Annotated in this window: 23 protein-coding genes; 9 read left to right on the top strand and 14 right to left on the bottom strand. The window is 65.2% G+C overall.

What is annotated here, in order from left to right; all coding sequences use genetic code 11:
* Positions 1–28: 28 nt before the first annotated feature.
* A complete protein-coding gene (locus GA0071312_RS11965) occupies positions 29–619 on the bottom strand; it encodes a c-type cytochrome (RefSeq protein ID WP_074445160.1) in 591 nt (196 codons plus the stop codon).
* A 1,033-nt stretch (positions 620–1,652) separates the two neighbouring features.
* On the opposite strand from GA0071312_RS11965, the gene GA0071312_RS11970 reads away from it, so the two are divergent.
* On the top strand, positions 1,653–2,288 hold the full coding sequence (locus GA0071312_RS11970) for a LabA-like NYN domain-containing protein (RefSeq protein WP_074445161.1): 636 nt from the start codon (positions 1,653–1,655) through the stop codon (positions 2,286–2,288).
* A 48-nt stretch (positions 2,289–2,336) separates the two neighbouring features.
* On the opposite strand, the gene smpB is transcribed toward GA0071312_RS11970, so the two are convergent.
* The gene (gene smpB / locus GA0071312_RS11975; RefSeq protein ID WP_074445162.1) at positions 2,337–2,810 is read right to left on the bottom strand and encodes an SsrA-binding protein SmpB; all 474 of its coding nucleotides are present in this window, start codon (positions 2,808–2,810) and stop codon (positions 2,337–2,339) included.
* Positions 2,811–2,817: 7 nt separating this feature from the next.
* Positions 2,818–3,723 carry a 4-hydroxy-tetrahydrodipicolinate synthase gene (dapA, locus tag GA0071312_RS11980; RefSeq protein ID WP_238947197.1) on the bottom strand — a complete coding sequence of 302 codons (906 nt, stop codon included), beginning with the start codon at positions 3,721–3,723 and terminating at the stop codon, positions 2,818–2,820.
* 253 nt (positions 3,724–3,976) lie between these two features.
* On the opposite strand from dapA, the gene GA0071312_RS11985 reads away from it, so the two are divergent.
* Positions 3,977–6,031 carry a lytic transglycosylase domain-containing protein gene (locus tag GA0071312_RS11985; RefSeq protein WP_165604025.1) on the top strand — a complete coding sequence of 685 codons (2,055 nt, stop codon included), beginning with the start codon at positions 3,977–3,979 and terminating at the stop codon, positions 6,029–6,031.
* Between the two features lie 5 nt (positions 6,032–6,036).
* On the opposite strand, the gene GA0071312_RS11990 is transcribed toward GA0071312_RS11985, so the two are convergent.
* Positions 6,037–7,215: a GNAT family N-acetyltransferase gene (locus GA0071312_RS11990; protein ID WP_074445165.1), complete on the bottom strand. Its 1,179-nt coding sequence runs from the start codon at positions 7,213–7,215 to the stop codon at positions 6,037–6,039.
* Between the two features lie 200 nt (positions 7,216–7,415).
* Between GA0071312_RS11990 and GA0071312_RS11995 the strand changes: the two genes are divergently transcribed.
* Positions 7,416–9,026: a sensor histidine kinase gene (locus GA0071312_RS11995; RefSeq protein WP_074445166.1), complete on the top strand. Its 1,611-nt coding sequence runs from the start codon at positions 7,416–7,418 to the stop codon at positions 9,024–9,026.
* A gap of 6 nt (positions 9,027–9,032) precedes the next feature.
* Here the strand turns inward: GA0071312_RS11995 and GA0071312_RS12000 are convergent, their stop codons facing one another.
* The 5 genes from GA0071312_RS12000 to GA0071312_RS12020 all read right to left on the bottom strand — a co-directional run bounded on the left by GA0071312_RS12000 (position 9,033) and on the right by GA0071312_RS12020 (position 12,829).
* A complete protein-coding gene (locus GA0071312_RS12000) occupies positions 9,033–9,542 on the bottom strand; it encodes a YcbK family protein (RefSeq protein ID WP_074445167.1) in 510 nt (169 codons plus the stop codon).
* Positions 9,543–9,756: 214 nt separating this feature from the next.
* Positions 9,757–10,605, bottom strand: a complete 849-nt coding sequence (locus tag GA0071312_RS12005) for a 23S rRNA (adenine(2030)-N(6))-methyltransferase RlmJ (RefSeq protein WP_074445168.1) — start codon at positions 10,603–10,605, stop codon at positions 9,757–9,759.
* A 9-nt stretch (positions 10,606–10,614) separates the two neighbouring features.
* Positions 10,615–11,103, bottom strand: a complete 489-nt coding sequence (locus GA0071312_RS12010) for a hypothetical protein (protein WP_131817796.1) — start codon at positions 11,101–11,103, stop codon at positions 10,615–10,617.
* 112 nt (positions 11,104–11,215) lie between these two features.
* Entirely contained in the window at positions 11,216–12,064 is an 849-nt protein-coding gene (locus GA0071312_RS12015) for an extensin-like domain-containing protein (protein ID WP_238947198.1), read from the bottom strand.
* Positions 12,065–12,187: 123 nt separating this feature from the next.
* Positions 12,188–12,829, bottom strand: coding sequence for a TetR/AcrR family transcriptional regulator (locus tag GA0071312_RS12020; RefSeq protein WP_083204540.1), 642 nt, complete (start codon positions 12,827–12,829; stop codon positions 12,188–12,190).
* Between the two features lie 92 nt (positions 12,830–12,921).
* Here GA0071312_RS12020 and GA0071312_RS12025 point away from each other — a divergent pair, with 92 nt between their 5' ends.
* Positions 12,922–14,181, top strand: coding sequence for an amidase (locus GA0071312_RS12025; RefSeq protein WP_074445171.1), 1,260 nt, complete (start codon positions 12,922–12,924; stop codon positions 14,179–14,181).
* 509 nt (positions 14,182–14,690) lie between these two features.
* Positions 14,691–15,602 (top strand): MBL fold metallo-hydrolase, encoded by a 912-nt coding sequence (locus tag GA0071312_RS12030; RefSeq protein WP_074445172.1) that lies wholly within the window; start codon positions 14,691–14,693, stop codon positions 15,600–15,602.
* A gap of 6 nt (positions 15,603–15,608) precedes the next feature.
* Here the strand turns inward: GA0071312_RS12030 and GA0071312_RS12035 are convergent, their stop codons facing one another.
* Complete coding sequence (locus GA0071312_RS12035; protein ID WP_074445173.1) at positions 15,609–16,514, bottom strand: DUF1499 domain-containing protein; 906 nt, start codon at positions 16,512–16,514, stop codon at positions 15,609–15,611.
* Between the two features lie 191 nt (positions 16,515–16,705).
* Between GA0071312_RS12035 and GA0071312_RS12040 the strand changes: the two genes are divergently transcribed.
* The gene (locus GA0071312_RS12040) at positions 16,706–17,500 is read left to right on the top strand and encodes an SDR family NAD(P)-dependent oxidoreductase (RefSeq protein ID WP_238947199.1); all 795 of its coding nucleotides are present in this window, start codon (positions 16,706–16,708) and stop codon (positions 17,498–17,500) included.
* On the opposite strand, the gene GA0071312_RS12045 is transcribed toward GA0071312_RS12040, so the two are convergent.
* The 3 genes from GA0071312_RS12045 to GA0071312_RS12055 are packed head-to-tail and all read right to left on the bottom strand — an operon-like array spanning position 17,501 to position 20,204.
* The gene (locus GA0071312_RS12045; protein ID WP_083204541.1) at positions 17,501–18,925 is read right to left on the bottom strand and encodes an ATP-binding protein; all 1,425 of its coding nucleotides are present in this window, start codon (positions 18,923–18,925) and stop codon (positions 17,501–17,503) included.
* Positions 18,925–19,638, bottom strand: coding sequence for a response regulator (locus tag GA0071312_RS12050; RefSeq protein ID WP_074445175.1), 714 nt, complete (start codon positions 19,636–19,638; stop codon positions 18,925–18,927). Before GA0071312_RS12050 ends, GA0071312_RS12045 begins: the two co-directional genes overlap by 1 nt.
* Positions 19,638–20,204, bottom strand: coding sequence for a MarR family winged helix-turn-helix transcriptional regulator (locus GA0071312_RS12055; RefSeq protein ID WP_074446137.1), 567 nt, complete (start codon positions 20,202–20,204; stop codon positions 19,638–19,640). Before GA0071312_RS12055 ends, GA0071312_RS12050 begins: the two co-directional genes overlap by 1 nt.
* A 192-nt stretch (positions 20,205–20,396) precedes the next feature.
* On the opposite strand from GA0071312_RS12055, the gene GA0071312_RS12060 reads away from it, so the two are divergent.
* Positions 20,397–21,284, top strand: a complete 888-nt coding sequence (locus GA0071312_RS12060; RefSeq protein ID WP_074445176.1) for a branched-chain amino acid aminotransferase — start codon at positions 20,397–20,399, stop codon at positions 21,282–21,284.
* Positions 21,285–21,356: 72 nt separating this feature from the next.
* Here GA0071312_RS12060 and GA0071312_RS12065 read toward each other — a convergent pair whose 3' ends face one another.
* The gene (locus GA0071312_RS12065) at positions 21,357–21,818 is read right to left on the bottom strand and encodes a RidA family protein (RefSeq protein ID WP_108721867.1); all 462 of its coding nucleotides are present in this window, start codon (positions 21,816–21,818) and stop codon (positions 21,357–21,359) included.
* Positions 21,819–21,967: 149 nt separating this feature from the next.
* Between GA0071312_RS12065 and GA0071312_RS12070 the strand changes: the two genes are divergently transcribed.
* Both GA0071312_RS12070 and GA0071312_RS12075 read left to right on the top strand, forming a co-directional pair.
* Complete coding sequence (locus tag GA0071312_RS12070) at positions 21,968–23,209, top strand: vWA domain-containing protein (RefSeq protein ID WP_074445178.1); 1,242 nt, start codon at positions 21,968–21,970, stop codon at positions 23,207–23,209.
* Positions 23,210–23,219: 10 nt separating this feature from the next.
* A complete protein-coding gene (locus GA0071312_RS12075; protein ID WP_074445179.1) occupies positions 23,220–23,546 on the top strand; it encodes an XdhC family protein in 327 nt (108 codons plus the stop codon).
* Positions 23,547–23,705: the final 159 nt, after the last annotated feature.

Below are 23,705 nucleotides of genomic sequence, written 5' to 3' on the forward strand. Positions count from 1 at the left end.
GGATACCCGCCGGGAAAGCCTGCCGTCATCAGTTATCGGCGGTCTCTTCTTCACCGTCGAGCGCGGCTTCGTCCTCGGAAGCCTCCGGCAGCGGGGCCGGATCGTCGGAGAGCGAGCGCAGATAGGCCAGCACGTTGGCACGGGTATCGACATTGCTCAGCCCGGCATAGGACATCGAGGTGCCCGACACGTAGTTGCTCGGATTCTCGATGAAGGCATCAAGCGATTCGAAGCTCCAGACATCGCCCTCGGCACCGCGCTCCTCCAGCGCAGACGAATAGCCGAAATCCTTGTCCGCCATGGGGGCCATGACCACGCCCCAGAGATTCGGACCGACGCGATGGTCACCGCCTGGATCAACCGAGTGGCAGGAGGCGCAGGCACGAAACGCATTCTCGCCGCGCTCGGCCGAAGCATTGGCGAGACGCACCGGAAGCGGGTCGACCTCGACGACTTCAGCAGCCTCGCCTTCTTCCGCGTCCGGCTCGGGGAGGGCCAGTTCACCCAGCTCTGCGGGACGCGGCGAGAAGAGCATCCCGGCGATGACGCTGATACCGACGACGAAGAGAAGTGCGCCGAAGACGGCGCCCATGATCTTGTTGAGCTCGAACGAGTTCATGCGACAGCTCCGATCCGCCAGTTGCGGATATTGACGTGACGATTCCTTGCGCGGCGCGAACACGCCACGGTGCGGCGGTTGCTTAGCGCCTTTTGGGGCTGCTTGACAATCAAAAACGGCGTATGCGGTGACGGGTTTCATCGTCGCATCCCGCCATACGCTGCGCGATGCCGTGCCCGGCATGGTGCGTACAGATTGATCTTCGTCGTCTCCATGAACGTGTGCCGCGTCATCATGGAGGAGGGAGTGCATCGGAAATCTGCTGTTGAGCGTTGTGGATGCGGGCGCGGCTGTGCCGCCGGTGTTTCGCATGAGGGATCTGATCAGGATCTATAAAGGCCGTGATGTGGCGGTGCATGCGCTGCCTGGCGTGGATTTCGTGGTGGTTTCCGCAGAGTTCGTGATTAGGCCCGACACGTCGGGCTCCGGCACGTCTACCTGCCGCAAGATCATCGATGGTCCCGATTTGGTCTCGCATGGCTCTGTCGCGTTCCGCGAGCGTAATCCGGCGTGCATGAGGGTTCGCGCGACCCGATGGCCGTATCTTCGGCGACCATCGCCATTTCACGCGCGCCATTTCACGCGCGCCTTGTCACGCGCAGGTGTCCCGCACAGATTCTTTGGTGATGCCAGTCTCCCGGGTCGCGGCCTTGAAACAGAGCCTCGACTTGCGCGCACATGGATGTGTCATGCAAATCGTCGCCACGTCTCGTTTCGCATGATACGGGTTTCATGGCGTAAACGTGGCAATTCGCCCGAATATCGACGTCGGGCTGGTTGCGCCGCAAGTGGTTTCGGTTTATCCCGCAAAGTGTTGGTGAACGGTTTCGGGCATTGGCTCTCTGCAATTGACACCAGCGCGCGGTAGGTTTTGATGCGGGTGGAGCCCGGCTCAGGTCGTGGTGGTTGCGTCATTCATGGAACACCCCGCGCGCGATTTCGGTAACGGACGGCTTCTGCGATGAGCGCACGATGAATGACCGGGGGAGGTGCCGAGATCCGGATAGGATTGCGGCGAATTGAAAGCGAAGCGATGAGTGATAAAGAAAAGATTGCCCTGTTTATCGATGGTGCGAACCTGTATGCGACGACGCGCACACTCGGTTTCGACATTGATTATAAGATGTTGCTGAAAGAATTCCAGGAGCGTGGCAACCTGCTCCGGGCGTTCTATTACACCGCGATCGTTGAAGATCAGGAATACTCTTCGATCCGCCCGCTGATCGACTGGCTCGATTACAACGGCTACCGTGTCGTCACCAAGCCCACGAAGGAGTTCGTCGATTCTTCGGGGCGGCGCAAGGTCAAGGGCAATATGGATATCGAGCTCACCATCGATGCGCTCGAACTCGCCCCCTATATCGACCATGTGGTGCTCTTTTCCGGCGACGGCGATTTTCGTTCGCTGGTGGAAGCGCTGCAGCGTCGCGGCGTGCGTGTGACGGTCGTCTCGACGATCTCGACCCAGCCCTCGATGGTTGCCGACGAATTGCGGCGCCAGGCGGACGAGTTCCTCGACATCGCCTCGCTGGAAAAGCGGATCGGACGCGACATCGCTGATCGCGGGGGCGCACGGGGCCCGGATGCGCAGCCACGTGGCAACGTCGCACTTGAGCGCCGCTATGGCATCCGCCAGTCGCCGCCGACTGATGAAGGCGCTGAATCCTGATCTGAACCGGAAATCGGCGCGGGATCTTCGCGCGCCGCCCTCCCGGCTTCAGCCCTTCTCGCGCAGGATGCGCGCCTTGTCGCGCTCCCAGCTGCGTTTCTTCTCGGTCTCGCGCTTGTCGTGCAGCTTCTTGCCGCGCCCGAGTCCGAGCTCGACCTTGGCGCGCCCCTGATCGTTGAAATAGATCCGCAGCGGCACCACGGTGTAGCCCTCGCGCTGCGTCGCGCCGATGAGCTTGTCGATCTCGCGGCGATGGAGCAGCAATTTGCGCGGGCGCTTGGGCTCGTGGTTGAAACGATTGGCCTGCAGATATTCCGGGATATAGGCGTTGAACAGATAAAGCTCTTCGCGCATCGGTCCGGCATAGGCTTCGCCGATGGTTGCCTTGCCGGTGCGCAGGCTCTTCACCTCCGTTCCCGACAAGGCAATGCCGGCCTCGTAGGTATCCTTGATCTCGTAATTGAAGCGCGCCTTGCGATTATCCGCGACGACGCGGTGCGCGCTCTTGTTTGCTTTTGCCATGATCCACTCAGGCCAGGGGAATGTCGGCGATAGCGAGCGCCTCGCGCACGGCCGCCTTCGTCGGATCCGAGGCCGGGAGCAGGGGCAGGCGCACCGTCTCCTGCATGCGGCCCTGCGCCGCCAGCGCATATTTCACCGGCGAGGGGCTCGTCTCCAGGAACAGCGCCGTGTGCAGCGGCATAAGCTTGTCCTGAAGCGAAAGGGCCCTCGCATAATCACCGGCGAGGCAGGCGGCCTGGAACTGCGCGCAAAGACGCGGCGCGGCATTCGCGGTGACCGAGATGCAGCCATGGCCGCCATGCGCCATGAAGCCGAGCGCCGTGGCGTCCTCGCCCGAGAGCTGCAGGAAATCGGGCCCCATCATCTGCCGCTGCAGACTCACCCGGCTCATGCTGGCGGTGGCATCCTTGACGCCGATGATGTTTTTCACTTCGAACAACCGCGCCATGGTCTCGACCGACATGTCGATCACCGAGCGCGGCGGGATGTTGTAGATGATCAGGGGCAGACCGGTCGCCCCGGCCACCGCCTTGAAATGCGCCTCCATGCCGGCCTGGGTCGGCTTGTTGTAATAGGGCGTCACGACGAGGACCGCATCGGCGCCCGCCTTTTCCGCGTGGATGGCGAAATCCATCGCCTCCATCGTCGAATTCGAGCCGGCACCGGCGATCACCGGTACGCGTCCCTTCGCCTCGTCGATCACGATCTCGACGACGCGCTTGTGTTCGTCATGGCTCAGGGTCGGGCTCTCGCCGGTCGTCCCGACGGGGACGAGGCCGTTCGAGCCTTCGGTGATCTGCCAGTCGACGAGGCGGCGCAGGGCATCTTCGTCGAGCGTATCGCCGGCGAAGGGTGTAACCAGTGCCGTGATGGAACCCGAGAAAGCGGGCATTGCCGTGGATTGTGCGGGCATGGCGGCCTCCTGGACCGTTTCCTGTTGTTGTCGTGTCGCATATGCGGATGCGGCTTGGCTTCCACATAACCCTTGGCGCGACGCGGCGCAAATACCATCATGCGCCATGATTCGGCTTTATCCGTGTTGCAGGAGCAGGCACACGTTTATTCCGGACATGCATGATCGGGAGAGGGGAAGCGTGATCAGTCGAACGATCGCCACTGGGCGTCACTACCCGGTCCGCGCCGTCATGGCCTGGATGGCATGCGCGATGCCGAAAACAACGGAGCGGCTTCGCAGCCGGGTTCTCGCCCTGGTTGCGGCCCTCACCTTGCTTGGTTGCCACGCCATCGATTCCGCCGTGCACGCAAAGCCGCTGCCCGAGCGGATTGCCCTCGACGAGATACCGGCCCTGTTTCCCGGCCTCGATCTCGATATCGCCGAGGAGGCGCTGACGCATTACCGGTTCGGGCGTATCGCGGAAGGTGACGCGCTGCGTCCCGACGTCACGGACGAGGCCGCTGATGCTTTGCTCGAATGGGCCGCCGTGCGCTCGTCTGAATTGCGCGATTTCGAGCGGATCACCGCATTCATGCGCAGCCAGCCGGACTGGCCCGGCCGTAGCCTGATGCGGCTGCGTGCCGAGCAGGCGCTCGTCGAGACCGGGCCCGGGCCGGAGCGGGTGCTCGGTTTCTTCGCTGACGAGGAGCCGCGCACCGCGCGTGGTGCACTCCTGCTGACCCAGTCGCTCTGGGGCTCGGGGGCGCAGGAGGCTGCCGAGCATCTCGCACGGGGGTACTGGCGCGAGCGTGGCCTCGATGAGAATGTCGAGGCGCAATTCCTGCTCTCCTTCGCGTCCGTCTTCACACCGTCGGACCACCGCCTGCGCATGGAGAACCGCCTCTTCGCCCAGGACTGGGCGGCGGCCCGGCGGGCGGCGCGGTTTGCCGGTGAGGAATTCGAGGCGCTCGTCGATCTGCGTGAGGCACTGATGCGTGATCCGGCGCGGATCGATACGGCGATCGACGCGGTACCGGCGGCGTTGCGCCATGATTCCTCGACGCTTTATGCAATGGTGCGCAAGGCGCGCCTCGATGATGATGTGCGTGGGGCAGCGCAGATCATCAACCGTGCGCCGCGCGCGCTGTCCATCATCGGCGATGGGGATGCCTGGTGGGTCGAGCGCCGCATCGTCGCCCGCAACCTGCTCGAGGAGGGCGCCTACGGGCTGGCCTATGAACTCGTTGCGGGCCATGCGGCACAATCGGCGGCTGACTATCTCGACGCCGAATTCCATGCTGGCTGGATCGCTCTGCGCTTTCTCGATGATCCCCGAACCGCACTGACCCATTTCATCGCTGCCGCCGAACCGGCCACGACGCCGATCTCGCTGGCTCGGGTGGCCTATTGGCAGGGCAGGGCGCATCGGGCATCGGGTAACGAGGAGGCGGCGCGCGCGGCGCTTGAAGAGGCTGCCGAGCATGCAACGGTCTTCTACGGCCAGCTGGCACGTCAGGAACTGGATGGCGGGCCGATCACGCTGCGGCCCTTGCCCGATATCGACGAGACCATCATCGCGGAGCGCGACGAGCGGCTGTTTACCCGCGCGATCGTGCTTCTGCACGCGCTGGATGCGGAAGATCTGGCCATTGCGCTGCTGGGCGATCTCGGGCGTACGCTCGATGATCCAGCGATGCTGCGTGCCTATGGGGATCTCGCCGAGGCGCTCGACAATCCCCGCGCGCTCCTGGCTCTGGCCCGCTCGGCACTGCTGCGCGGATTGCCGCTGGAGCGGCAGGCTTATCCCGTCGGCGCCATTCCGGACTATCCGGAGATCGGCCCGGCGGTCGAGCCGGCACTGGTTCACGCCATTGCACGCCAGGAGAGTGCCTTCAATGCCGATGCCGTATCCCCCGCCGGTGCGCGTGGCCTGATGCAGTTCATGCCAGGGACGGCGCGGCGCGTGGCGCAGCGTTATGGTATCGATTTCGACGAAGAGCGGCTTCTGGATGACCCCGCGTTTTCAGCCAAGCTGGGCGCTGCGCATCTGGGCGAATTGCTCGATGACTGGGGTGGCTCGGCGGCGCTCGCCTTCGCGGCCTATAATGCCGGGCCTGGCCATGTGCGCCGCTGGATCGAGCGATTCGGCGACCCGCGCCGCGGCGACCGCGACATCATTGACTGGGTGGAGCAGATCCCCTTCCCGGAGACGCGCAGCTATGTCCAGCGCGTCATGGAAAATCTCGTCGTCTACCGCTACCGCCTCGATCAGGATCGCCCCCTCGCCATCGGTGACGATCTGCGCGGTGCCCGCCCGATGCGGTGAGCGGCTCAGCCGCGCCGCCGCCGCAGCCAGCCGGCCACCCGCCGGCGCATGGCGCGCCGTTCCTGCTCCGCAGCGATGAGCGCTGCTCCGGCCCGGCCCGGTGCGATCACGAGATCAGCCATCTCGAGGCGCTCGTCATACAGATCCTGCAAGGGCGACGCCGCGAGCGTACAGGAATCGAGGCCGCGCAGCGCCGGCTCGGCATGCAGGGCCTGGACGATGGCATCCTCCAGCACGATGCCCGGCGCATGCCGGCGCAGGGCTTCGTCATAGGCGGTTTTCCAGAGAAACGCCGTGCCGTCCTGCACGAGGCTCATCGAGATCGCGATCGGCCGACCATCGAGCAGCAGCTGGTCGACGCGGCGGCTGCCGGGTGGCAGATCGGGCCGGAACAAGCGCGCCAGCATGGTGCGTGTCGCGTCTTTCTGCGCCAGCGCGGTTCCGCCGGCCCCTTTCCAGCCCCCTGCCTCGAGGGCGAGGAAGGGCCCGGTCGCCGCAGCGCAGCCTTGCGGGTCGGTACGGCTCTCCAGCGTCAGGGTCGCATCGGCCGAGAGGGCATTGCGCAGCCGCTTGATTCCCTTGCGCCGGTTGCGGCCATAGGCGCGACGCGTGAAGGCTTCATAGGATTGTGACGGCGTCGCGACGGGACGCGCGAACGGGTCGAGCGGGCGCCATGTTGCGCCGGTCTCGCGCAGCGCGGCGAGCAGCGCATCGCCGATCGGGCCGGAGAGCGGCACATGGCGCAGAAGCGCCGGCTTTGCGTCATTCGAGAGAGCATGGATCAGTCTTTCGGCCCATCCGGGGGGCGCATCACGGGCGATCAGCGGGGTGCCGCAGGGCAGGTAGGGTGAGGTGTAATTCACGCCCCCGCGTCGCCATCCGATCCGGGCTCCGCGTCGAAGCCACGGCAGCAGGCCGACGAGCCGGCCTCGACCGGGACCGTCGGTACGGTACAGGCAGATGAGTTGCAGGCGATCGCGCGCCGACGGATCGGCAGCCAGCAAGGCATCGAGGGCGGCGGGCGTGTAGAACGGATTGGGGTGCAGCGGCTCTGCGGCAAGGGCCTCCCATTCCCGCAAGAGCGCCGGCTCTGCTTCCGCGAAAAGCACCCGTCGGGTCACGAAATCCGCGTCGGCATGGTGCCGCGCAGTTTCAGGACGCTGATTCTCCTCCAACACGGTCATGCCCGAATCCCCGTCGCGCGAATCGCGACCTCATGACAGCCTCTCTTGTGGCGCTTACGGGATATTTAATCAAATCCCGATAAAATAAAGGGAAATTCTGGCGCACAGGAACAATTCGGCTGATCGGCGCGTTCTCGGAGCGCTCGTGATACCGAAAACCCCGGAGGTCTCGCCGGTGATGACCGGAGAAACTTGATTGCATGTTGCAGCGGATCGAACCAGCAAATTCCTCTGAACAGCCCTCGGATAATGGTGAGGCTGCGCAGCGTCCGCGCGCCTCGACGCTCATCGAGAAAGCCTTTCCGCAATTTCTGGTCATTGCCATCCTGCTGCCACTCCTCTTCTTCGGCTTTGCAGCTTATCGCGACTGGACCAGTGTTCGCGCCGAGGCCGAGACACAAGTCACGCATGTTCGCGATGTCCTGGTCGAGCACGCCCGACGGGTGTTCAAGACGCATGAACTCGCGGCTCTCGCGACGCGCGACCGGATACGCCGCGCGCCTGCGGCGCAGCCTGATGACTTGCGCGGGTTCCTGCTTTCCCTCGCCGGCGCCTTCCCCGAAATCGCGTCGATATCGGTGATCGATGCGGAGGGGCAACTTCTGGCTTCGAGTGCCCGAGAGGCCGATGCAGCCCTCAGCTTTGCCGATGCGGGATGGTTTCGCCGCCTGCGCGATGGAGAAATGTCGCGGGTCGTCGAGGCCGATCCGGCACAGAACGCCATTGCACAAGGCCTTTTCACGTTGAGTTTCCGCCATGATGATCCCGAAGGCGGGTTTGACGGCGCAGTGAGGCTGGCGATTTCACCCGGGTATTTCAATATCTTCCATTCCGACATCGCACCGGAGCAGGGGGTGATCACGCTGTTTCATGAAAACGGCGAGATGCTCAGCCGCTATCCACCGGATGTCGCCATGGCCAGCGATCTGACGCAGGATGACGCGTTCCGTGAGGCTGTCGCGCAAGCGCCGTCCGGCTTGATCACGTATCGCGGTGGCGGTGACGACGAAGAGCGCCTTTATGGCTACGCGCAGGTCGGCGCCTACCCGGTCTACCTCGCTTACGGTCTCGGTCGGTCCGACATGCTCGGCATCTGGCTGGGCCGGCTGGGCTCCTATGCCGGATTCTTCATTCCTGCTGGTGCGGCCCTGCTGGTCCTGGCCCTGTTCGCCTGGCGCAATCATCGCGAGCTGGAAGACACGGTCGAGCTGCGCACGCAGGCGCTGTCTTCCGCAGTCGCCGAGAAGAATCTGCTTCTCAAGGAAGTGCATCACCGCGTGAAGAACAACATGCAGATCATCTCCTCGCTGATCCGCATGCAGGAGCGTGTGCATACTTCACCGGACGAGACCATCAGGCGGGTACAGGCCATGGCTCTGGTCCATGATCTGATCTACAGCCACGGCGATTTCGCCAGTGTCAATCTGGCCGCCTATGCCCATCGCCTGGTCGAGGGCGTGCGGCGCGGACGCGACGATCCGCCGGAATTCGATCTTCAGCTCGAACCGGTAACCATCGCGCTCGATCGCGCCATGCCCTTCGCACTGATCCTGAGCGAGGTCGTCAGCAATGCGGCGAGCCACATTTTTGCCGAAGATTCGAGCCCGATCACCATTGTGCTGCGACGCGAGGGTGATGAGATCGAACTCTGCGTGGACGATGAAGGAGAGGGCCGGAATCCGGAGATCGACGGGCGCGGTTTCGGCCTTCGTCTGATCAAGTCGCTCGCCGTCCAGCTCGGGGCACGTATGACCTATGAGCGCCGCCACGGTGCCATCTTCCGTCTGCGCTTTCCGGTTGAGCCCGTCTGAGGCCGTTCACCAGGTGCGTCTTGCGCCGTTGTCGATATGGATGACGCCGTTGCGGTACATCTTCAGCCCCCCGATATCGGGATGCTCACGCAGCCAGGCCATGACTTCGCGCCCGCGCGCATCGACGCGAAAATCGATGGCCCGACAATCGAGATGCAGCGATTGCGGTGCCCCCCCGGCCCGGCGATTGCGCTGCGGGCTGCGATGGGTCGATTGCACCGAAACGGCCCCGAACTCCTCCGCGACCTGGCCCAATACGCCCTTCAGATTGCCCGGAAGACATTCAGTGGGTGTGCTCTTGCGCACGACGATGGCGCCGGCATTCACATGCTGGCGAAAACCCGAGAGGTTGCGACCGCCACCGAACAGGGCTGCGAGCCCGCCCCCGGTCGATGCGACCTGCATGTTGCCCTGAGCCGGCGCGGCATCACCGTCTCCGGCAACGACCGCAGGCGCGGCGAATACGAGTATCGTTGCGGCAATGAGTGCCGGCAGAACGGTTCCTGCCATGCGCATGGCATGTCCACTTCTTGCCCCCCGAACACGATACGTTCCCGCTCATTGGCCGTTTGCCGGCCCTCATGGCGCGCATCCCGGCGATCTGCATGGCCGGGCCGTGCGCGCGAAGCGTTTGAAGCGCCGGAATGTGACGCTCGGGGGAACGGAAAGAGGCGATTTCCGGGTATTTGCGGCTCAATGAGGCCGGTCGGAGGCGCTGAGGCGGGGGCGCTCAGGCAGCCGCGCCGAGCGGCTCGATACGTGCACGACCGGCACCGGGCTTCTGTGCGAGCCGCGTTGCGAGTTCCGGCAAGAGCCTGCGCATCTCGTCTTCGAGCGTCCAGGGCGGGTTGACGATCACGAGGCCGTTGCCGATCAGGCGGGGCTCCGGATATTCGTCCGACACCCGCATTTCGAGGCGCAGAGCCGGGCGGGGGAGGGCCGTGAGCGGAGCCAGGGCTTCATCGACCTCGCGCTGGCGCTTGATCGGATACCAGCCGGCATAGATGCCGCCGGGCCATTTCGCCACCGCCGTCGCGATCTCACGCGCGAGCCGGCCCAGTTCGCCGGGCTTCTCATAGGGCGGATCGATCAGCACGAGGCCCCGCTTCTCCTTTGGCGGAATCATCGCGCCGAGCGCCTGCCAGCCGTCGAGGTTGAGCGCCTTGAGATTGCTCACCTGATGATAGCGCGCGGCCAGAACCGCGTGATCGGCGGGGTGGAGCTCGACCAGAATGCCGCGATCCGACGGGCGCAGCATCTCGCGGATGATCGCCGGCGAGCCGGGATAGATGCCTGTGCCGTAACGGGCCCGCATGTCGGCGAGCACGGAGCGGTAAGGCGCGAGCAGCGCCTCGCATTCCGGCGCGAGCGGCGCATCGAGGCGTCCGACCCCGTCGACCCACTCACCGGTGCGCGCTGCCTCGTCGGCCTCGAGATCATAGAGGCCGATCCCGGCATGGGTATCGATGACGCGAAAGGGTTTATGCTTCAGGGCGAGATAGGTGAGGATGCGCGTGAGCACAACGTGCTTGAGCACATCGGCGAAATTCCCCGCATGAAAGGCGTGGCGGTAGTTCATGCGCGGCGATCAGGGCCGAAAGGCGCGGCAATCCGGCCCCGCATGCTGATGGCGCACCAAATCGGCCACGCACCATTCGACGCCCCAGTGACCGAAAATCCCGCGGCCTTCCACGATGATGTAATCGACACGGCTGTGATGCGTGCCCGCTTCGCTCGTCAGCATCGCCCGCACGCTGCAGAAGCGGCGCGGGATATAACTCTCGCCCCAGGGACGCAGCGCGATCTGTCGCGCCTGTGTGAGTTCGGTGAGCCGGATCCCGGAATCCCAGAAGCGCGATTCGCGCGTGTCGAAACGTGCGGCGATCCGCGACAGAACGAGGCGATCATCACAGGCAGGCAGCTCTCCGGACCAGCTCACGGCGCGCTCCTCGGCGGGCGGCTGTGCCCAGCGATCGGCCTGCGCAGTGGATGCAAGCAGGAGGGTCACCGCCAATGTCAGCGCTGCCGACAGCGCCGCAGAAGCGGTCTGCCGGAGATTGTGAGCCCAATTCGACATCGTGATCATCGCCGCACCATCTCTCGCCTGCCCGGACACATGACCCGTAGCCTCGGATGGCGGCACATTCCGTCAGACGGGCCTTGCGGTCAAGCGCAGGTGGCGGGTGGGCTCAATAGATCGGCCCGAAGCGCGACCCGGTTTGCGGCTCGAGCGCCGGCGCGATCGGAAACGGATCGGCTTGCGGAACCGGACGGCTCCGGTCCTGCGGCGCGCGCGGTAACGTATCCGGCCTCTGCTGCGAAACGCTGCGAACCGGCTCGGCGCCCGTCGGATCGCCTCCCTTGCGCGGCCAGACGCTCATGATCGGCGCGGCATCCGGGTCGATCCGGGGTTTGAATTCGATTTCCGGCCGGCAGACATGGATGTCGCCATTGCGGCCATGGCGGGCGAGATCGAGATGGAAATGATCGTAATGGAAGGCGTCGGATCCCGGCCCCAGCACCGTCGTGAAGTAACGGCAGGCGCCGACGAAGACCTCGCGCAGGAAGGCGCGTTCGGCCTGATCGCCACGCCAGCCGTCGCTGATGGTGATACTGCGGCCATCGGTGAGGCTGAACGACATCACGTCGACGGCGTTGCCGAAAGCATGCTCGGACATCCGCGCGCCCGGGCGGCTGTTGCGGGTGCGGCAGGAATAATCGCCCGAGCGCATGGCGGTGACGCGCGATCCGAAATAGAGCATCGCCGCTGGCTGCACGATTTCCCCCAGCCAGCGATCGGTCTCGGCGATCACCGGGCAGCCGAGCGTGGCGGGGTTGCTGAGCTCCACCCGTCCCTCATCGAGGGCTGTGACGCGAAACGGGCGGGTGATGCCACAGGATCCGGGCCCGCTGATGGGCGAGAGCCGGGACGCGTAGGAGGAAGGGGTAACGTCGCCGCGTGCGAGGCAGGCCCGTTCGGCCTGGCTTCGCCAGGCTTCGCGCGGCTCGCCCGGCAACAGCGAGCAGCCCGTCAGCAAGACACTGACGCCGGCGAGAACTCCCAAGGCTACAGATACGCGACGCATCCGCAGATAATGCCGCGTATTCGGTAAAGGATTGGTCAACCGTGCCACGGACGCTGCGGCGTGGATCTCAAGGGGTCAGTCAGCCGGTCGCCCGTTCGCTGCAAGCAGTGCCATGGCGCCACCCACGAGGATGTCTTCCGCACTCATCACCGCATCGTCGAGATGGCCCGCCATGTCGAGCGTCGCGACGCCGTGCGAGAGGCTCCAGATCTGAAAGGCGAGGGGGCAGGCGGCGTCGTCCGGCAGCCGGCGTTCGGCGAGGATCGAGGCGATCGTCGATATCAGGAGCTGAAAAGCGGCATCGTGCTCCTCGTCAGGCGGCGCGTCGTCGCCATGGCGCAGCGCGAACATCGCCGCGTAATAGCCGGGCTCGGCACGGGCGAAGGCGAGATAGGCGCGCCCCATCGCCACGAGTGCCTCGCGCGGATCGCGATGATCCTTCGTGGCGGCAAAGATGCGCTTGCCGAACAGGATGAAACCCTCATGCGCGACAGCCCGCATCAGGGCGTCACGATCGGTGAAATGGCGATAGGGCGCGGCGGCGCTGACGCCGGCCTTGCGTGCCGCATCGGCCAGGGTGAAGCCCCGCGGTCCGCGCGCTGCCAGCAATTCACGCGTCGCGCTGACCAGTGCGGCACGCAGATTACCGTGATGATATCCGCGTTTGCCGATGGGCTGTTCCTGGGCCATTGCGATATGTGGCGCGCGTTTGTCCATTGTCCCTGCGTCAGTTTCCTGTTTCTCAATATGACAAAAACGTGGCACTTTAGGCTAGGTTCAATTTACGCTACCGATCACAACAAGGTGTCATGCTCTCTCTTCTCGACCTTCTGCGCCGCATTGATGCGGGCCATATCAGCGCGCAATCGGCGCTCTCCCATTGCCTCGATCTGATCGAGGCGCGTGAATACGCGGTACGCGCCTTCACCCATATGGACACCCATGCGGCTGCGGCGGCGCAGGGGCCGCTGCGCGGGATCGCCATCGGCGTCAAGGACATCATCGATGTGGCCGGCATGCCCACGGGGATGGGCTCGCCGATCTATCGCGACAATGTCGCGCGCGCCGATGCCTCGATAACCGCGATGTTGCGCCGGGCCGGCGGAACGCCTCTGGCAAAGACGACGACGACAGCCTTCGCCTTTCTGGACCCGACCGAGACACTCAATCCGCATAACCCTGCCCATACACCCGGCGGCTCTTCGGCCGGTTCGGCTGCGGCGGTCGGAGCCGGCATGCTGCCGCTCGCAATCGGGACGCAGACGGGCGGGTCGGTGATCCGCCCGGCCTCCTATTGCGGCGCGGCTGCGATCAAGCCGTCCTTCCGGCTGCTGCCGACGGTCGGGGTCAAGTGCTACTCCTGGGCACTCGACACGCTCGGTCTGTTCGCGGCCAGCGTACCGGATCTCGCCTATGCGCTGGCAGCCCTCGGCGAGCGCCCCGATCTGCGCCTGCCGGACGACCGGGCGCCGGATTCGGCTGCCGGTCTGCGTATCGGTCTGCTGATGCAGGATTTCGCGGGGCCGCCCGAGGATGATTCGGCGGCAGCACTCGACGCCGCGGTCAAGGCGATCGAGGCGGATGGGGCGCAGGTGACGCCGGTTTCCGCCCCTGAGTCGCTCGCCGCTGCCTATAATGTGCACGGCATCATCCAGGATTACGAATCAGTCCGCGCGTTGGCCTGGGAATACGACGCCCATCGCGATCAGTTGCCGCCGATCCTCGGCGAGACCCTCGATGCGGCGCAACATGTGCCCGCCGGGGCCTATGACGAGGCCCGGCGTACGGCGCATCAGGCACGGCGCGAGGCCAAGAGCTTCATGCGCGGATACGATGCGCTCTTGACCTTTGCGAGCCCTGGTTCCGCACCGGAAGGCCTCGCCTCGACGGGAGAATCGCGCTTCAACCGATTGTGGACCCTGATGGGCGTTCCGGCGGTCAACGTACCCGGTTTTCGCAATGCGGCAGGCCTTCCTGTGGGGGTGCAGATCGTGACGGGTTTCGGGCGCGACGACAAGGCATTACAGGTCGCGGCATGCATAGAGAATGCACTGCAGAAAAGGCTGTGAACAACCCGGCTTCATGATGGTACAAACCTGTTCCAATACAATGCGTTAACCGATTATTAAGGATGATCGTCGCGGGTGCCTGAGCAGGGGTTGTGTCGAATGCATCTTGCAGCGGATGCTGAGCATGCTAAACTGTTCCGATGGTCCCCCGTCAGGGAGGTTACAAATGGGCCTGATCTCGAAACTCAACCTTGTTCCAAAGTTGAATGTTGCTGCGGTTTGTGCGGCGCTGGTTTTTGTCGGTGCCGTTGTCGCGGGCGTGTTTTGAGGAGATGATGCGCCGGGGGAGCGCTTTCGCTCATTCCCGGCAGTCGATGTAACATACCATCGCAAAAGCACGAGCTTCCACCGATTGAAGCCTGTCGACATCGGGCCCGCCGTCGTGAACCGACGGCGGGTTTCTCTTGCGAGACGCCACGCCGAGGCTTTGAAAATGCGCCGGAAGCGCTTGCTGAAATCCCCCGATCAGGGCACTTGCCAGAAACCGCGCGAGCGCCGAACCTGACCCGATGGATGAGCCCCTGACCTTCGAAACCACCTTCGATTCCCCTGCCGGCCTGTGTGAGCGGTTATCGCCGCGCGTGCGCCGTATCGTTGCCGGCAATGGCGGACCGATGACCTTCACCGGCACCTGCACCTATCTCGTTGGCACGTCCGACATCGCCGTGATCGATCCCGGCCCCGAAGATCCGGCCCATTTGGAGACGATTCGCGCCGCTATCGGCGATGCGCGCATCAGCGCCATTCTCGTCACCCACACCCATCGCGATCATTCACCGGGCGCGCGTCCACTGGCGCGGGCGACCGGTGCGCCGATCATCGGCTGCGGCCCGCATCGCCCGGCGCGACCGCTGGACACCGGCGAGGCCAACCGGATGGAGGGGGCAGGTGATCGCGAGCATCGGCCGGAGCGCGAACTCGGCGATGGTGAAAGCGTCTCGGGCGAGGGCTGGACGCTGGAGGCCGTGGCGACGCCGGGCCATACCGCCAACCATCTCGCTTTCGCCCTGCCTGAGGAGAAGGCGCTGTTCTCCGGTGATCACGTCATGGCCTGGTCGACGTCTTTTGTCGGACCGCCGGATGGCGACATGGCCGCCTATATGCGCTCGCTGGAAAAGCTGCGGGCGCGCGACGATGCGATCTACTGGCCCGGCCATGGCGGTCCGGTCCGCGAACCGGCGCGGTTCGTTCGTGCGCTGATCGCGCATCGCCGGCAACGCGAGGCGATGATCCTGGCGCGGATTGCCGCAGGTGATCACACGATCGTGCAGATCGTCGCGAACGTGTATCCCGGCCTCGCGCCGGCGCTGATCGGTGCGGCTTCCTTGAATGTGCTCGCGCATATCGAGGACCTGGTCGCGCGCGGGCTTGTCCATGCGCAGGGCGCGGTGGGGCTGGAAGGCAGCTACCGGCCCGCATGATCGCGCTCAGCGCGGATTGTCCAGAAAGGCGATCTCGGCGAGATAGGCACGCAGCAATGCGCTGTTGGCGCCGATATCGTAATTGCCCTGCGGCGCGGTCGCACGCGCATCGATGCGCACCCGGTCACCGACGGGGGTGATGCGCACGGCAAGCCGCAGCGGCAGGCGCAGGATCGGTGTTTCGCCGGATGCTTCGAGGGTGACGGGCCGCATCTCTGCCTCCACGCCCGGCGTTACGCTGCCCGTCTCCGGGGTGCTCGGAAAAACGGGGCGCAGCGGGGGCAGGGGTGGCGGGTCATCGGGTCGCCGCGAGAGTGCGGCCTCCGCCGCCTCACGGGTCTGCGCATCTGCGGGGCCACCTTCGTCTTCGAGGCGCAGATCGAGCGCGCTTGCGGCGCGCCGCGCCAGTTCCTCCGCTTCCCGCAGCGGGACATCGAGATAGAGCGGACGTACCATGGCCCGGGCGCGCCATGTCCGGGTCATCGGCGCTTCGGGAACGAGGCGGTCGAGCAGGCCGGGCCGCTGCGGCAACGCCTCATCCGGCGCGGCGAATGCCGGCGGAGTCTGGGGATCGGTGCTGATGTCGCGCGATTGCGGAGCATGCAGACGCAATCCTGCAATATAGAGCGGCAGTGCAAGAACCAGCAGCGTGAGCACGAAACCCGTTACTGCGGATGCAAATCCCCGTCGCCCGAGATACCAGATCCGCGAGAAGGCGGCGAGTGCGAGACCGAGGGCGATCGCCGCGATGACGAGCCCGCCGAGGATCGCCGCCATACCGGCATCGAGATCGACCAGGCGCGCCCGGGTGAGATACAGCGCGAGCCCGCTCGAGGCCAGCGACAGAAGCGCCATCCGGCGGGACCAGACGGCAAAGCGCGAGACCGGCTCGATGATGGTGATGCGACGCATGCCTCTTTTTTGCAGAAGCCGCGCGGTTTGCAAATGCCGATCATGACATATGCGCCACGAACGGTGCGCGGCGGGTCGTCATGCGCGTTCGCGCCGGTTCGGATCGAGAAAGCCCGCATGGTCAGCCCGGCGGGCACGGCGTAAGGTCCGCCCGGAATTGTGGACGCCTGAGGATGGCGGGGAGAGAGACGATGCTGAGGCTGACGGACAGGATCGCGCTGGTCACGGGAGCAGGGTCGAGCGGGCCTGGATTCGGTAACGGCAAGGCGATTGCCACCATCTTCGCCCGCCAGGGTGCGCGCATTATCGGGATCGACCGGGATCCGGCGGCGCTGGAGGAGACCGGGCGCCTGATCACTCAGGAGGGCGGAAGCTTCACCGGCCATGCCTGCGACGTCACCGACGAGGTTTCCGTGACGGCTCTGTTTGATCTGATCGCGCGGGATTTCGGGCGGCTCGACATCCTCGTCAACAATGTCGGGCGGTCGGAACCGGGCGGGCCGGTGGAACTCACGCACGCAGTCTGGGACGAGCAGATGGACGTCAACCTCACCAGCGCCTTCCTGACCTGCAAGCATGCCTTGCCGATGATGGAAGAGCAGGGCGGCGGCGCCGTCGTCAACGTCTCCTCGATTGCGGGTCTGCGCTATATCGGCAAGCCGCAGGTGGCCTATGCGGCAGCCAAGGCGGCGCTCATCCAGATGACCAGGACCACAGCCGTGATCTATGCCGATCGTGGCATCCGCCTCAATTGCGTGGTGCCCGGACTGATGGACACGCCCCTCGTGCGCCGGCTCGCCGAGAAATATGCCGGCGGTGACTATGAAGGGTTTGCCGCGACACGTGCGAAACAGGTGCCGATGGGCCGAATGGGCGATTCCTTCGACGTGGCCCATGCCGCATTGTTTCTGGCATCCGAGGAGGCGCGCTACATCACCGGAACCGAGATCGTCGTCGATGGTGGCATCACGGCGGCCACGCGCTGATCAGGCAGGGATGCGCAGGCTGGCGCGGAGGCCGCCCAGCGGACCGTCATCGAGGCTGATATCGCCGCCATGCGAGCGCGCGATGTCGCGGGCGATGGAGAGGCCGAGCCCTGAGCCACTTTCGTCCTGATTGCGCGCCTCGTCGAGCCGGACGAACGGCTTGAACACCTCATCGCGCCGCTCCGGCGGGATGCCCGGCCCGTCATCGTCGACATGCAGCACGAGCCAGCGGCTTTCGTGATTGGCGCTGATCGCGATCGTGTCGCCATGGCGAGCCGCGTTGGAGACGAGGTTGAAGACAAGGCGGCGGAACGCATCCGGGCGCACCACCACCTGCGGATCGCCCTCGATCCGAAGCCGCGTCGGGTGGCCCTGCCGCTCGGCATCAGAGCAGATCTCCGACAGCATGGCCCGCAGATCGGTCGGCACTGCCTGCTCGCCGGAATCGCCGCGGGCGAAGGCGAGGTAGCCTTCGAGCATGCGGCTCATCTCGTCGACATCGCGCTCGATGTCACGCACCTCATCACTCGGCTCCAGCAGAGCGAGGGAGAGCTTGAAGCGGGTGAGGATCGTGCGCAGATCGTGGCTGACGCCATTGAGCATCGCGGTACGCTGATCGATGGCGCGCTCGATGCGCCGCTTCATCTCGATGAAGGCATGGCCGGCCTGCCGGACCTCGCGCGCGCCGCGCGGGCGGAATTCGATTTCGCGCCCCTTGCCGAAACTCTCCGCCGCCTCGGCCAGGCGCAGGATCGGGCGGATCTGATTGCGCAGGAAGATGATCGCGATGCCCATCAGCACGAGGGAGGTGCCGCCCATCCAGAGCAGGAAGATGTGGGAGTTCGAGGCATAGGCCTGCGAGCGCTCGGTAATCACCCGCATGATTCCGTCATCGAGCCGTATCCGGATCTCGATCAGATCGGAGCGCCCCACCGTATCGATCCAGAACGGACGCTCAACCTGGCGTGCAATTTCACTGGAAAGCGCCTGGTCGAGGATGGAGAAGAACGGCTTCGGTCCCGGCGGCGGGAGCTCGGTGTCGCGCAGGATCTCGACATCGAGCCCGAGGCGCTGATCGGCAATGCGGATGAGTTCGCTGGCTTCCTCGTCCTGGGGGAAGGTCTCGTAGATGTCGATCAGCGCCGCGATATCGGCGGTTACGGCGGAAGAGAGCCGCATCGTCACGGTCTGCCAGTGTCGCTCCATGAAGGTATAGGCGATGAAGGATTGCAGCAGCACGATCGGCGCGATGATGATGATCAGCGCGCGCGCGAACAGCCCCTTGGGCATGGCGGCGCCGACCCGGCGCGCGACGGCGCCGTAGATCCGGCCAAGCAGGGCGAAGAAGCGGCGCGCCGCACCGAAGCGACCGGCGGGGAGGCGCAGGCGCGGGAGGCGATTGGTCCGGGTACGAATGAGGCGCATCACTCCACGATAAGCCGATATCCGATCCCGCGCACCGTCTGGAGAAACACGGGATTGGCCGGGTCGCTCTCGATCTTGCGGCGCAGTCGGTTGATCTGCACGTCGACGGTACGTTCATTGGCGGCACCGCCCGCGCCGGCAAGCTCTTCGCGATGCACATGCCCGCCCAGCCGGCGCCCGAGCAGGTTCAGCATCTCGCGTTCGCGTTCGGTGAGGCGGATGAGTTCCTCGCCCCGGCGCAGTTCACCGCGATCGAAGCGATAGACGAAGGCGCCGAAGCGGATCGTCTCCGGCAGCGTTGCGCCTTCGCCTTCACCGGGCCCGGCGCGGCGCATGATGTTGCCGAGGCGCAGCACCAGCTCGCGCGGCTCGAAGGGCTTGGGCAGATAATCGTCGGCGCCGATCTCCAGCCCGGTGACGCGGTCCTGCGAATCCGCGCGGGCGGTCAGCATCAGGATCGGCACCTGCGAGCGTGTGCGCAGCCAGCGTGCGAAATCGAAGCCGTTCTCACCCGGCATCATCACGTCGAGGACGAGGGCATCGAAGACGAGATGGCCGCACATGCTGCGTGCTTCTGCCGCACTCGCCGCAACGGTGACGCGAAAACCATTCTCCGTGAGGAACTTGCTCAGAAGGTCGCGCAGACGGCGGTCATCATCGACGACCAGGATATGAGGTGCGTTGTCGGGCAGTTCCTTGCGGCTCGCGGGCATCAGTGCTCCTCGCCCGGTCCATGCCGTTTTGCGGGTGTGGCCGCGAGTTGTGCGACGCGCGCGCGCTCCTGCGGGTCGACCATCGCGGTCAGGTAATCCTTGACGCAACGCCGCATCGCCGTGCGCTCCTCCGTCGGCACCGTTTCCAGCGCCCGCATGATCCGCCCCGTCTGCAGATCGGCCAGCCGCAGCGCCAGGTCCTCGCCTGTCTGCGTGGCGAAGAGGAGGCGCTGGCGGCGATCCGTCGTGCCCATCCGGCTGACGATGAAATCCTTCTCGACCAGCTCCTTGAGCACACGATTGAGACTCTGTTTGGTGATCTTGAGGATGTCCAGCAGTTCGGCGATCGTCAGCCCGGGCTGACGCGAGACGAAATGCAGCACCCGGTGATGTGCGCGTCCAAAGCCGTATTCCGCCAGAATGCGGTCGGGCCCGGAAACGAAATCCCGATAGGCGAAAAAGAACAGCTCGATGAGGTCATAGGCGGGAATGTCGCGCCCCGGCGCCTTTCCGGCGGGCGGCTCGTCGCTCACGGCTGCGAGAACGGCAGGTTGGGAAGAGCGTATCGACACGAAAAATCTCTCATCCGGTTATGTCAGCCTTATTGACATATCCCAAGAGGATTGTTACCCGTCAAGCGCAATCGGCGAAATGATCGAACGTAAATGAGCCGATTGTCGCAATCGCGTGTCACGAAGGGCCTTGGGAGAACGGTTCTTGCGTGCATGCGCAGTAGCCATTCCAGGGAGTGTGTTTCGATGTCGCCTATCTCCTTCGATCAGCAGGACGGCTGGATCTGGCTGGACGGCGCGCTGACGCCGTGGGCCGAGGCCAGGCTGCATGTATTGTCGCACGGCCTGCATTACGGCTCGTCCGTATTCGAGGGAGAGCGTGCCTATGGTGGCGAGATCTTCAAGTCGCTGGAGCATTCCGAGCGGCTGCTGCGTTCGGCCGAGGTGCTGGATTTCGAAATCCCCTATAGCGCCGCCGAGATCGACGCCGCCAAGCGCCTCGTCATCGCACAGAACGGGCTCGTCGATGCCTATGTGCGCCCCGTCGCGTGGCGCGGTTCGGAGATGATGGGCGTCTCGGCGCAGAAGAATACCATCCACCTCGCCATCGCGGCCTGGGAATGGCCGAGCTATTTCGATCCCGCCGAGCGCCTCAAGGGCATCCGGCTCGATATTGCGGATTACCGCCGCCCGGATCCGATGACGGCGCCGTGCCATTCCAAGGCGGCGGGTCTCTACATGATCTGCACGATCTCCAAGCATGCCGCCGAGCGCAAGGGCTATGCCGATGCGCTCATGCTTGACTGGCAGGGCCGCGTGGCCGAATGCACTGGCGCGAACGTGTTCTTTACCCGTGATGGGGCGATTCACACGCCGACCGCTGATTGCTTCCTTGATGGCATTACCCGCCGTACGGTGATCGATCTTGCCAGGCGTCGCGGCTTCGAGGTGATCGAGCGGCGGATCATGCCGGACGAACTCGGCAGTTTCAACGAGTGCTTCATCACCGGCACGGCGGCCGAGGTTACCCCCGTCTCCGAGATCGGTCCGCACCGTTATCAGCCGGGCGACGTCACCCGCACGCTGATGGAGGATTACATGGCCGAGGTGCAGCCGAGGGCCGTGGCCGCATAAGCTGCGCGAACGTCAGAATGCGAGAAAGCCGGGGATTTGCCCGGCTTTCTTCATTTCCGGGTTTAGCGGCGGTCAGTCGTGCACGCGGATGATCGCCTCGATCTCGACGGTAATGTTGCCTGGTAGCGAGCCCATGCCGACGGCGGAGCGCGCATGCCGGCCACGCTCGCCCAGAGCCGCGACGAGCAGGTCCGAGCAGCCGTTGATCACCTTGGGCTGCTCACCGAATTCCGGCGTCGCGTTGACCATGCCGAGCAGCTTGACGAATTCCACCTTGTCGAGATCGCCAGCGGCCTGTTTCGCCACGGCCAGCAATTGCAAGGCGATGATCTTCGCATGGCCATAGGCGGTCTCGGTATCGACATCCGCCCCGACCTTGCCGGTATGCGAGCCACCTTCGGGTTTGCGCGGGCCCTGGCCGGAGAGGTAGACGAGGTCGCCGACGCGTTTCCACGGGACATAGTTGCCCATTGGCGTCGGCAGTTGGGGCAGGGCGAGGCCCATTTCCGAGAGTTTCGCTTCGACGGCGCTCATGGCATTTCTCCTTCTCGATGGCATTCCCTCATCGTTATCGTTTCAGCTTGACGTTGCGCCGGCAAGCATCCCGGTCGTGAGAAATCCGGCAACGCGTTCGGTGATGCGAGCGCTTGCATCGACCCCGCCCTCCGGCGCACAATCACGTCATGAGCGATCATCTCACCAGTGAACCGGATCCGGGCGACGGCAGCGGCAAGCTCGCGGAGAACATCGCCTATTTCGCCCGCGCCCTGCGCGCCGCCGGCCTCCCTGTCGGTCCCGCCGCGGTGATGGATGCGATCGATGCGGTGGAGGCGGCGCGGATCGGCGAGCGCGAGGATTTCTACTGGACGCTGCACGCCGTCTTCGTGAAGAAGCATGAGCATACGATCGTTTTCGACCAGGCGTTTCGCCTGTTCTGGCGCCGCCGCGCGCTGATCGAGAAGCTGATCGCCCAGATGTCGCCGATGGCGCCGGGCAAGGGCCAGGACGAGGACAAGCCGCGCGCCGCCGCCTCGCGGGTGGCCGAGGCCCTCAAGCCGCCGGGCAAGGAGCCGGAGATCGAGGAGCAGGAGGAGATATTCTCCGCGCGGCTGACGGTTTCTGATCGCGAAGTGCTGCGCAGCAAGGATTTCGCCCAGATGAGTGCCGCCGAGATCGCGCGCACCAAGCGCCTGATCAGCCAGCTGCGCCTGCCGGCGGAAGAACTCGTCACGCGCCGTTTCCGAGCCGACCCGCGCGGCGCGCGCATCGACATGCGCCGCACGCTGCAGCGTTCGCTGCGCTCGGGTGGTCACGCCATTGATCTTGCCTTCGCCAGCCGCGCCATCCGCCAGCCGCCGGTGGTGGCGCTGGTCGATATCTCGGGCTCGATGTCGGAATATTCCCGGCTCTTCCTGCATTTCCTGCATGCGGTGGCCGAGACGCGGCGCAAGGTGCACTCCTTCGTCTTCGCCACGCGCCTCACCAATATCAGCCGCGAGCTCACCAGCCGCGATCCGGACGAGGCGCTGGCGCGGGCCGGGCAGCGGGTACAGGATTGGGAGGGCGGCACGCGCATCGCCACCGCCTTGCGCGATTTCAACCGGCTCTGGTCGCGCCGGGTGCTGGGGCAGGGGGCCGTGGTGCTGCTTTTCACCGACGGTCTGGAGCGCGACGTCTCGCCCGATCTCGCCTTCGAGATGGACCGGCTGAAGCGCTCCTGCCGCCGCCTCGTCTGGCTCAACCCGCTCCTGCGCTACGAGGCCTTCCAGGCCCGCGCTTCCGGCATCCGCGCCATGCTGCCGCATGTGCACGAATTCCGCCCGATCCATAACCTGCGCTCGATGGAAGCGCTGTGCGACGCGCTCGCCGCCGCGCGCGCGCGCGAGGCCGATCCGGCCCGTTGGCTGCGTGCAATGGCGGCATAAGGGGGTAATCATGATTGCCAATGAAGATGATATCCTGCGTGAAGCCGAGACCTGGGCCCGCGACGGGCGCGGCGTCGCGCTCGCCACCGTGGTCGAGACCTGGGGCTCGGCGCCGCGCCCGGTCGGCTCGCATCTCGTGATCGACGCCGAGGGCAGTTTCCTCGGCTCTGTCTCCGGCGGGTGCGTCGAGGGCGCGGTCATCGCCGACGCGATCGACGTGATCGAGAGCGGCAAGCCCAAAATGCTGGAATTCGGCGTCGCCGACGAAACCGCCTGGCAAGTCGGCCTCTCCTGCGGCGGCCGCATCCGCGTCTATGTGGAGCGGATCGATGGGTGAAATGTGCTTGATGCAAACTTCCACCGCCTCTCCCCTCTCCCTCCGAGGAGAGGGGCCGGGGGTGAGGGGCGTTGATGCCGGGCGAGGCGCTGACGTGCCGAGCGTCTCGGTTCCACCCTCACCCCTGTCCCCTCTCCGCAAGGGAGAGGGGAACGCCGG

Source organism: Saliniramus fredricksonii (assembly GCF_900094735.1).
In the GTDB taxonomy this organism is placed as follows: domain Bacteria; phylum Pseudomonadota; class Alphaproteobacteria; order Rhizobiales; family Beijerinckiaceae; genus Saliniramus; species Saliniramus fredricksonii.

Excerpts from the sequence above, each read along its gene's own strand:
- GA0071312_RS12045 (WP_083204541.1), bottom strand. The coding sequence starts at position 18,925 with ATGCGCCTCATTCGTACCCGGACCAATCGCCTCCCGCGCCTGCGCCTC.
- GA0071312_RS12010 (WP_131817796.1), bottom strand. The coding sequence starts at position 11,103 with ATGTCGAATTGGGCTCACAATCTCCGGCAGACCGCTTCTGCGGCGCTG.
- GA0071312_RS12005 (WP_074445168.1), bottom strand. The coding sequence starts at position 10,605 with ATGAACTACCGCCACGCCTTTCATGCGGGGAATTTCGCCGATGTGCTC.
- GA0071312_RS12050 (WP_074445175.1), bottom strand. The coding sequence starts at position 19,638 with ATGCCCGCGAGCCGCAAGGAACTGCCCGACAACGCACCTCATATCCTG.
- dapA (WP_238947197.1), bottom strand. The coding sequence starts at position 3,723 with ATGCCCGCACAATCCACGGCAATGCCCGCTTTCTCGGGTTCCATCACG.
- GA0071312_RS12025 (WP_074445171.1), top strand. The coding sequence starts at position 12,922 with ATGCTCTCTCTTCTCGACCTTCTGCGCCGCATTGATGCGGGCCATATC.
- GA0071312_RS12070 (WP_074445178.1), top strand. The coding sequence starts at position 21,968 with ATGAGCGATCATCTCACCAGTGAACCGGATCCGGGCGACGGCAGCGGC.
- GA0071312_RS11985 (WP_165604025.1), top strand. The coding sequence starts at position 3,977 with ATGCCGAAAACAACGGAGCGGCTTCGCAGCCGGGTTCTCGCCCTGGTT.
- GA0071312_RS12020 (WP_083204540.1), bottom strand. The coding sequence starts at position 12,829 with ATGGACAAACGCGCGCCACATATCGCAATGGCCCAGGAACAGCCCATC.
- smpB (WP_074445162.1), bottom strand. The coding sequence starts at position 2,810 with ATGGCAAAAGCAAACAAGAGCGCGCACCGCGTCGTCGCGGATAATCGC.
- GA0071312_RS12060 (WP_074445176.1), top strand. The coding sequence starts at position 20,397 with ATGTCGCCTATCTCCTTCGATCAGCAGGACGGCTGGATCTGGCTGGAC.
- GA0071312_RS11995 (WP_074445166.1), top strand. The coding sequence starts at position 7,416 with ATGTTGCAGCGGATCGAACCAGCAAATTCCTCTGAACAGCCCTCGGAT.
- GA0071312_RS12030 (WP_074445172.1), top strand. The coding sequence starts at position 14,691 with ATGGATGAGCCCCTGACCTTCGAAACCACCTTCGATTCCCCTGCCGGC.
- GA0071312_RS12000 (WP_074445167.1), bottom strand. The coding sequence starts at position 9,542 with ATGCGCATGGCAGGAACCGTTCTGCCGGCACTCATTGCCGCAACGATA.
- GA0071312_RS11970 (WP_074445161.1), top strand. The coding sequence starts at position 1,653 with ATGAGTGATAAAGAAAAGATTGCCCTGTTTATCGATGGTGCGAACCTG.
- GA0071312_RS12065 (WP_108721867.1), bottom strand. The coding sequence starts at position 21,818 with ATGAGCGCCGTCGAAGCGAAACTCTCGGAAATGGGCCTCGCCCTGCCC.
- GA0071312_RS12035 (WP_074445173.1), bottom strand. The coding sequence starts at position 16,514 with ATGCGTCGCATCACCATCATCGAGCCGGTCTCGCGCTTTGCCGTCTGG.
- GA0071312_RS12040 (WP_238947199.1), top strand. The coding sequence starts at position 16,706 with ATGCTGAGGCTGACGGACAGGATCGCGCTGGTCACGGGAGCAGGGTCG.
- GA0071312_RS11990 (WP_074445165.1), bottom strand. The coding sequence starts at position 7,215 with ATGACCGTGTTGGAGGAGAATCAGCGTCCTGAAACTGCGCGGCACCAT.
- GA0071312_RS12075 (WP_074445179.1), top strand. The coding sequence starts at position 23,220 with ATGATTGCCAATGAAGATGATATCCTGCGTGAAGCCGAGACCTGGGCC.
- GA0071312_RS11965 (WP_074445160.1), bottom strand. The coding sequence starts at position 619 with ATGAACTCGTTCGAGCTCAACAAGATCATGGGCGCCGTCTTCGGCGCA.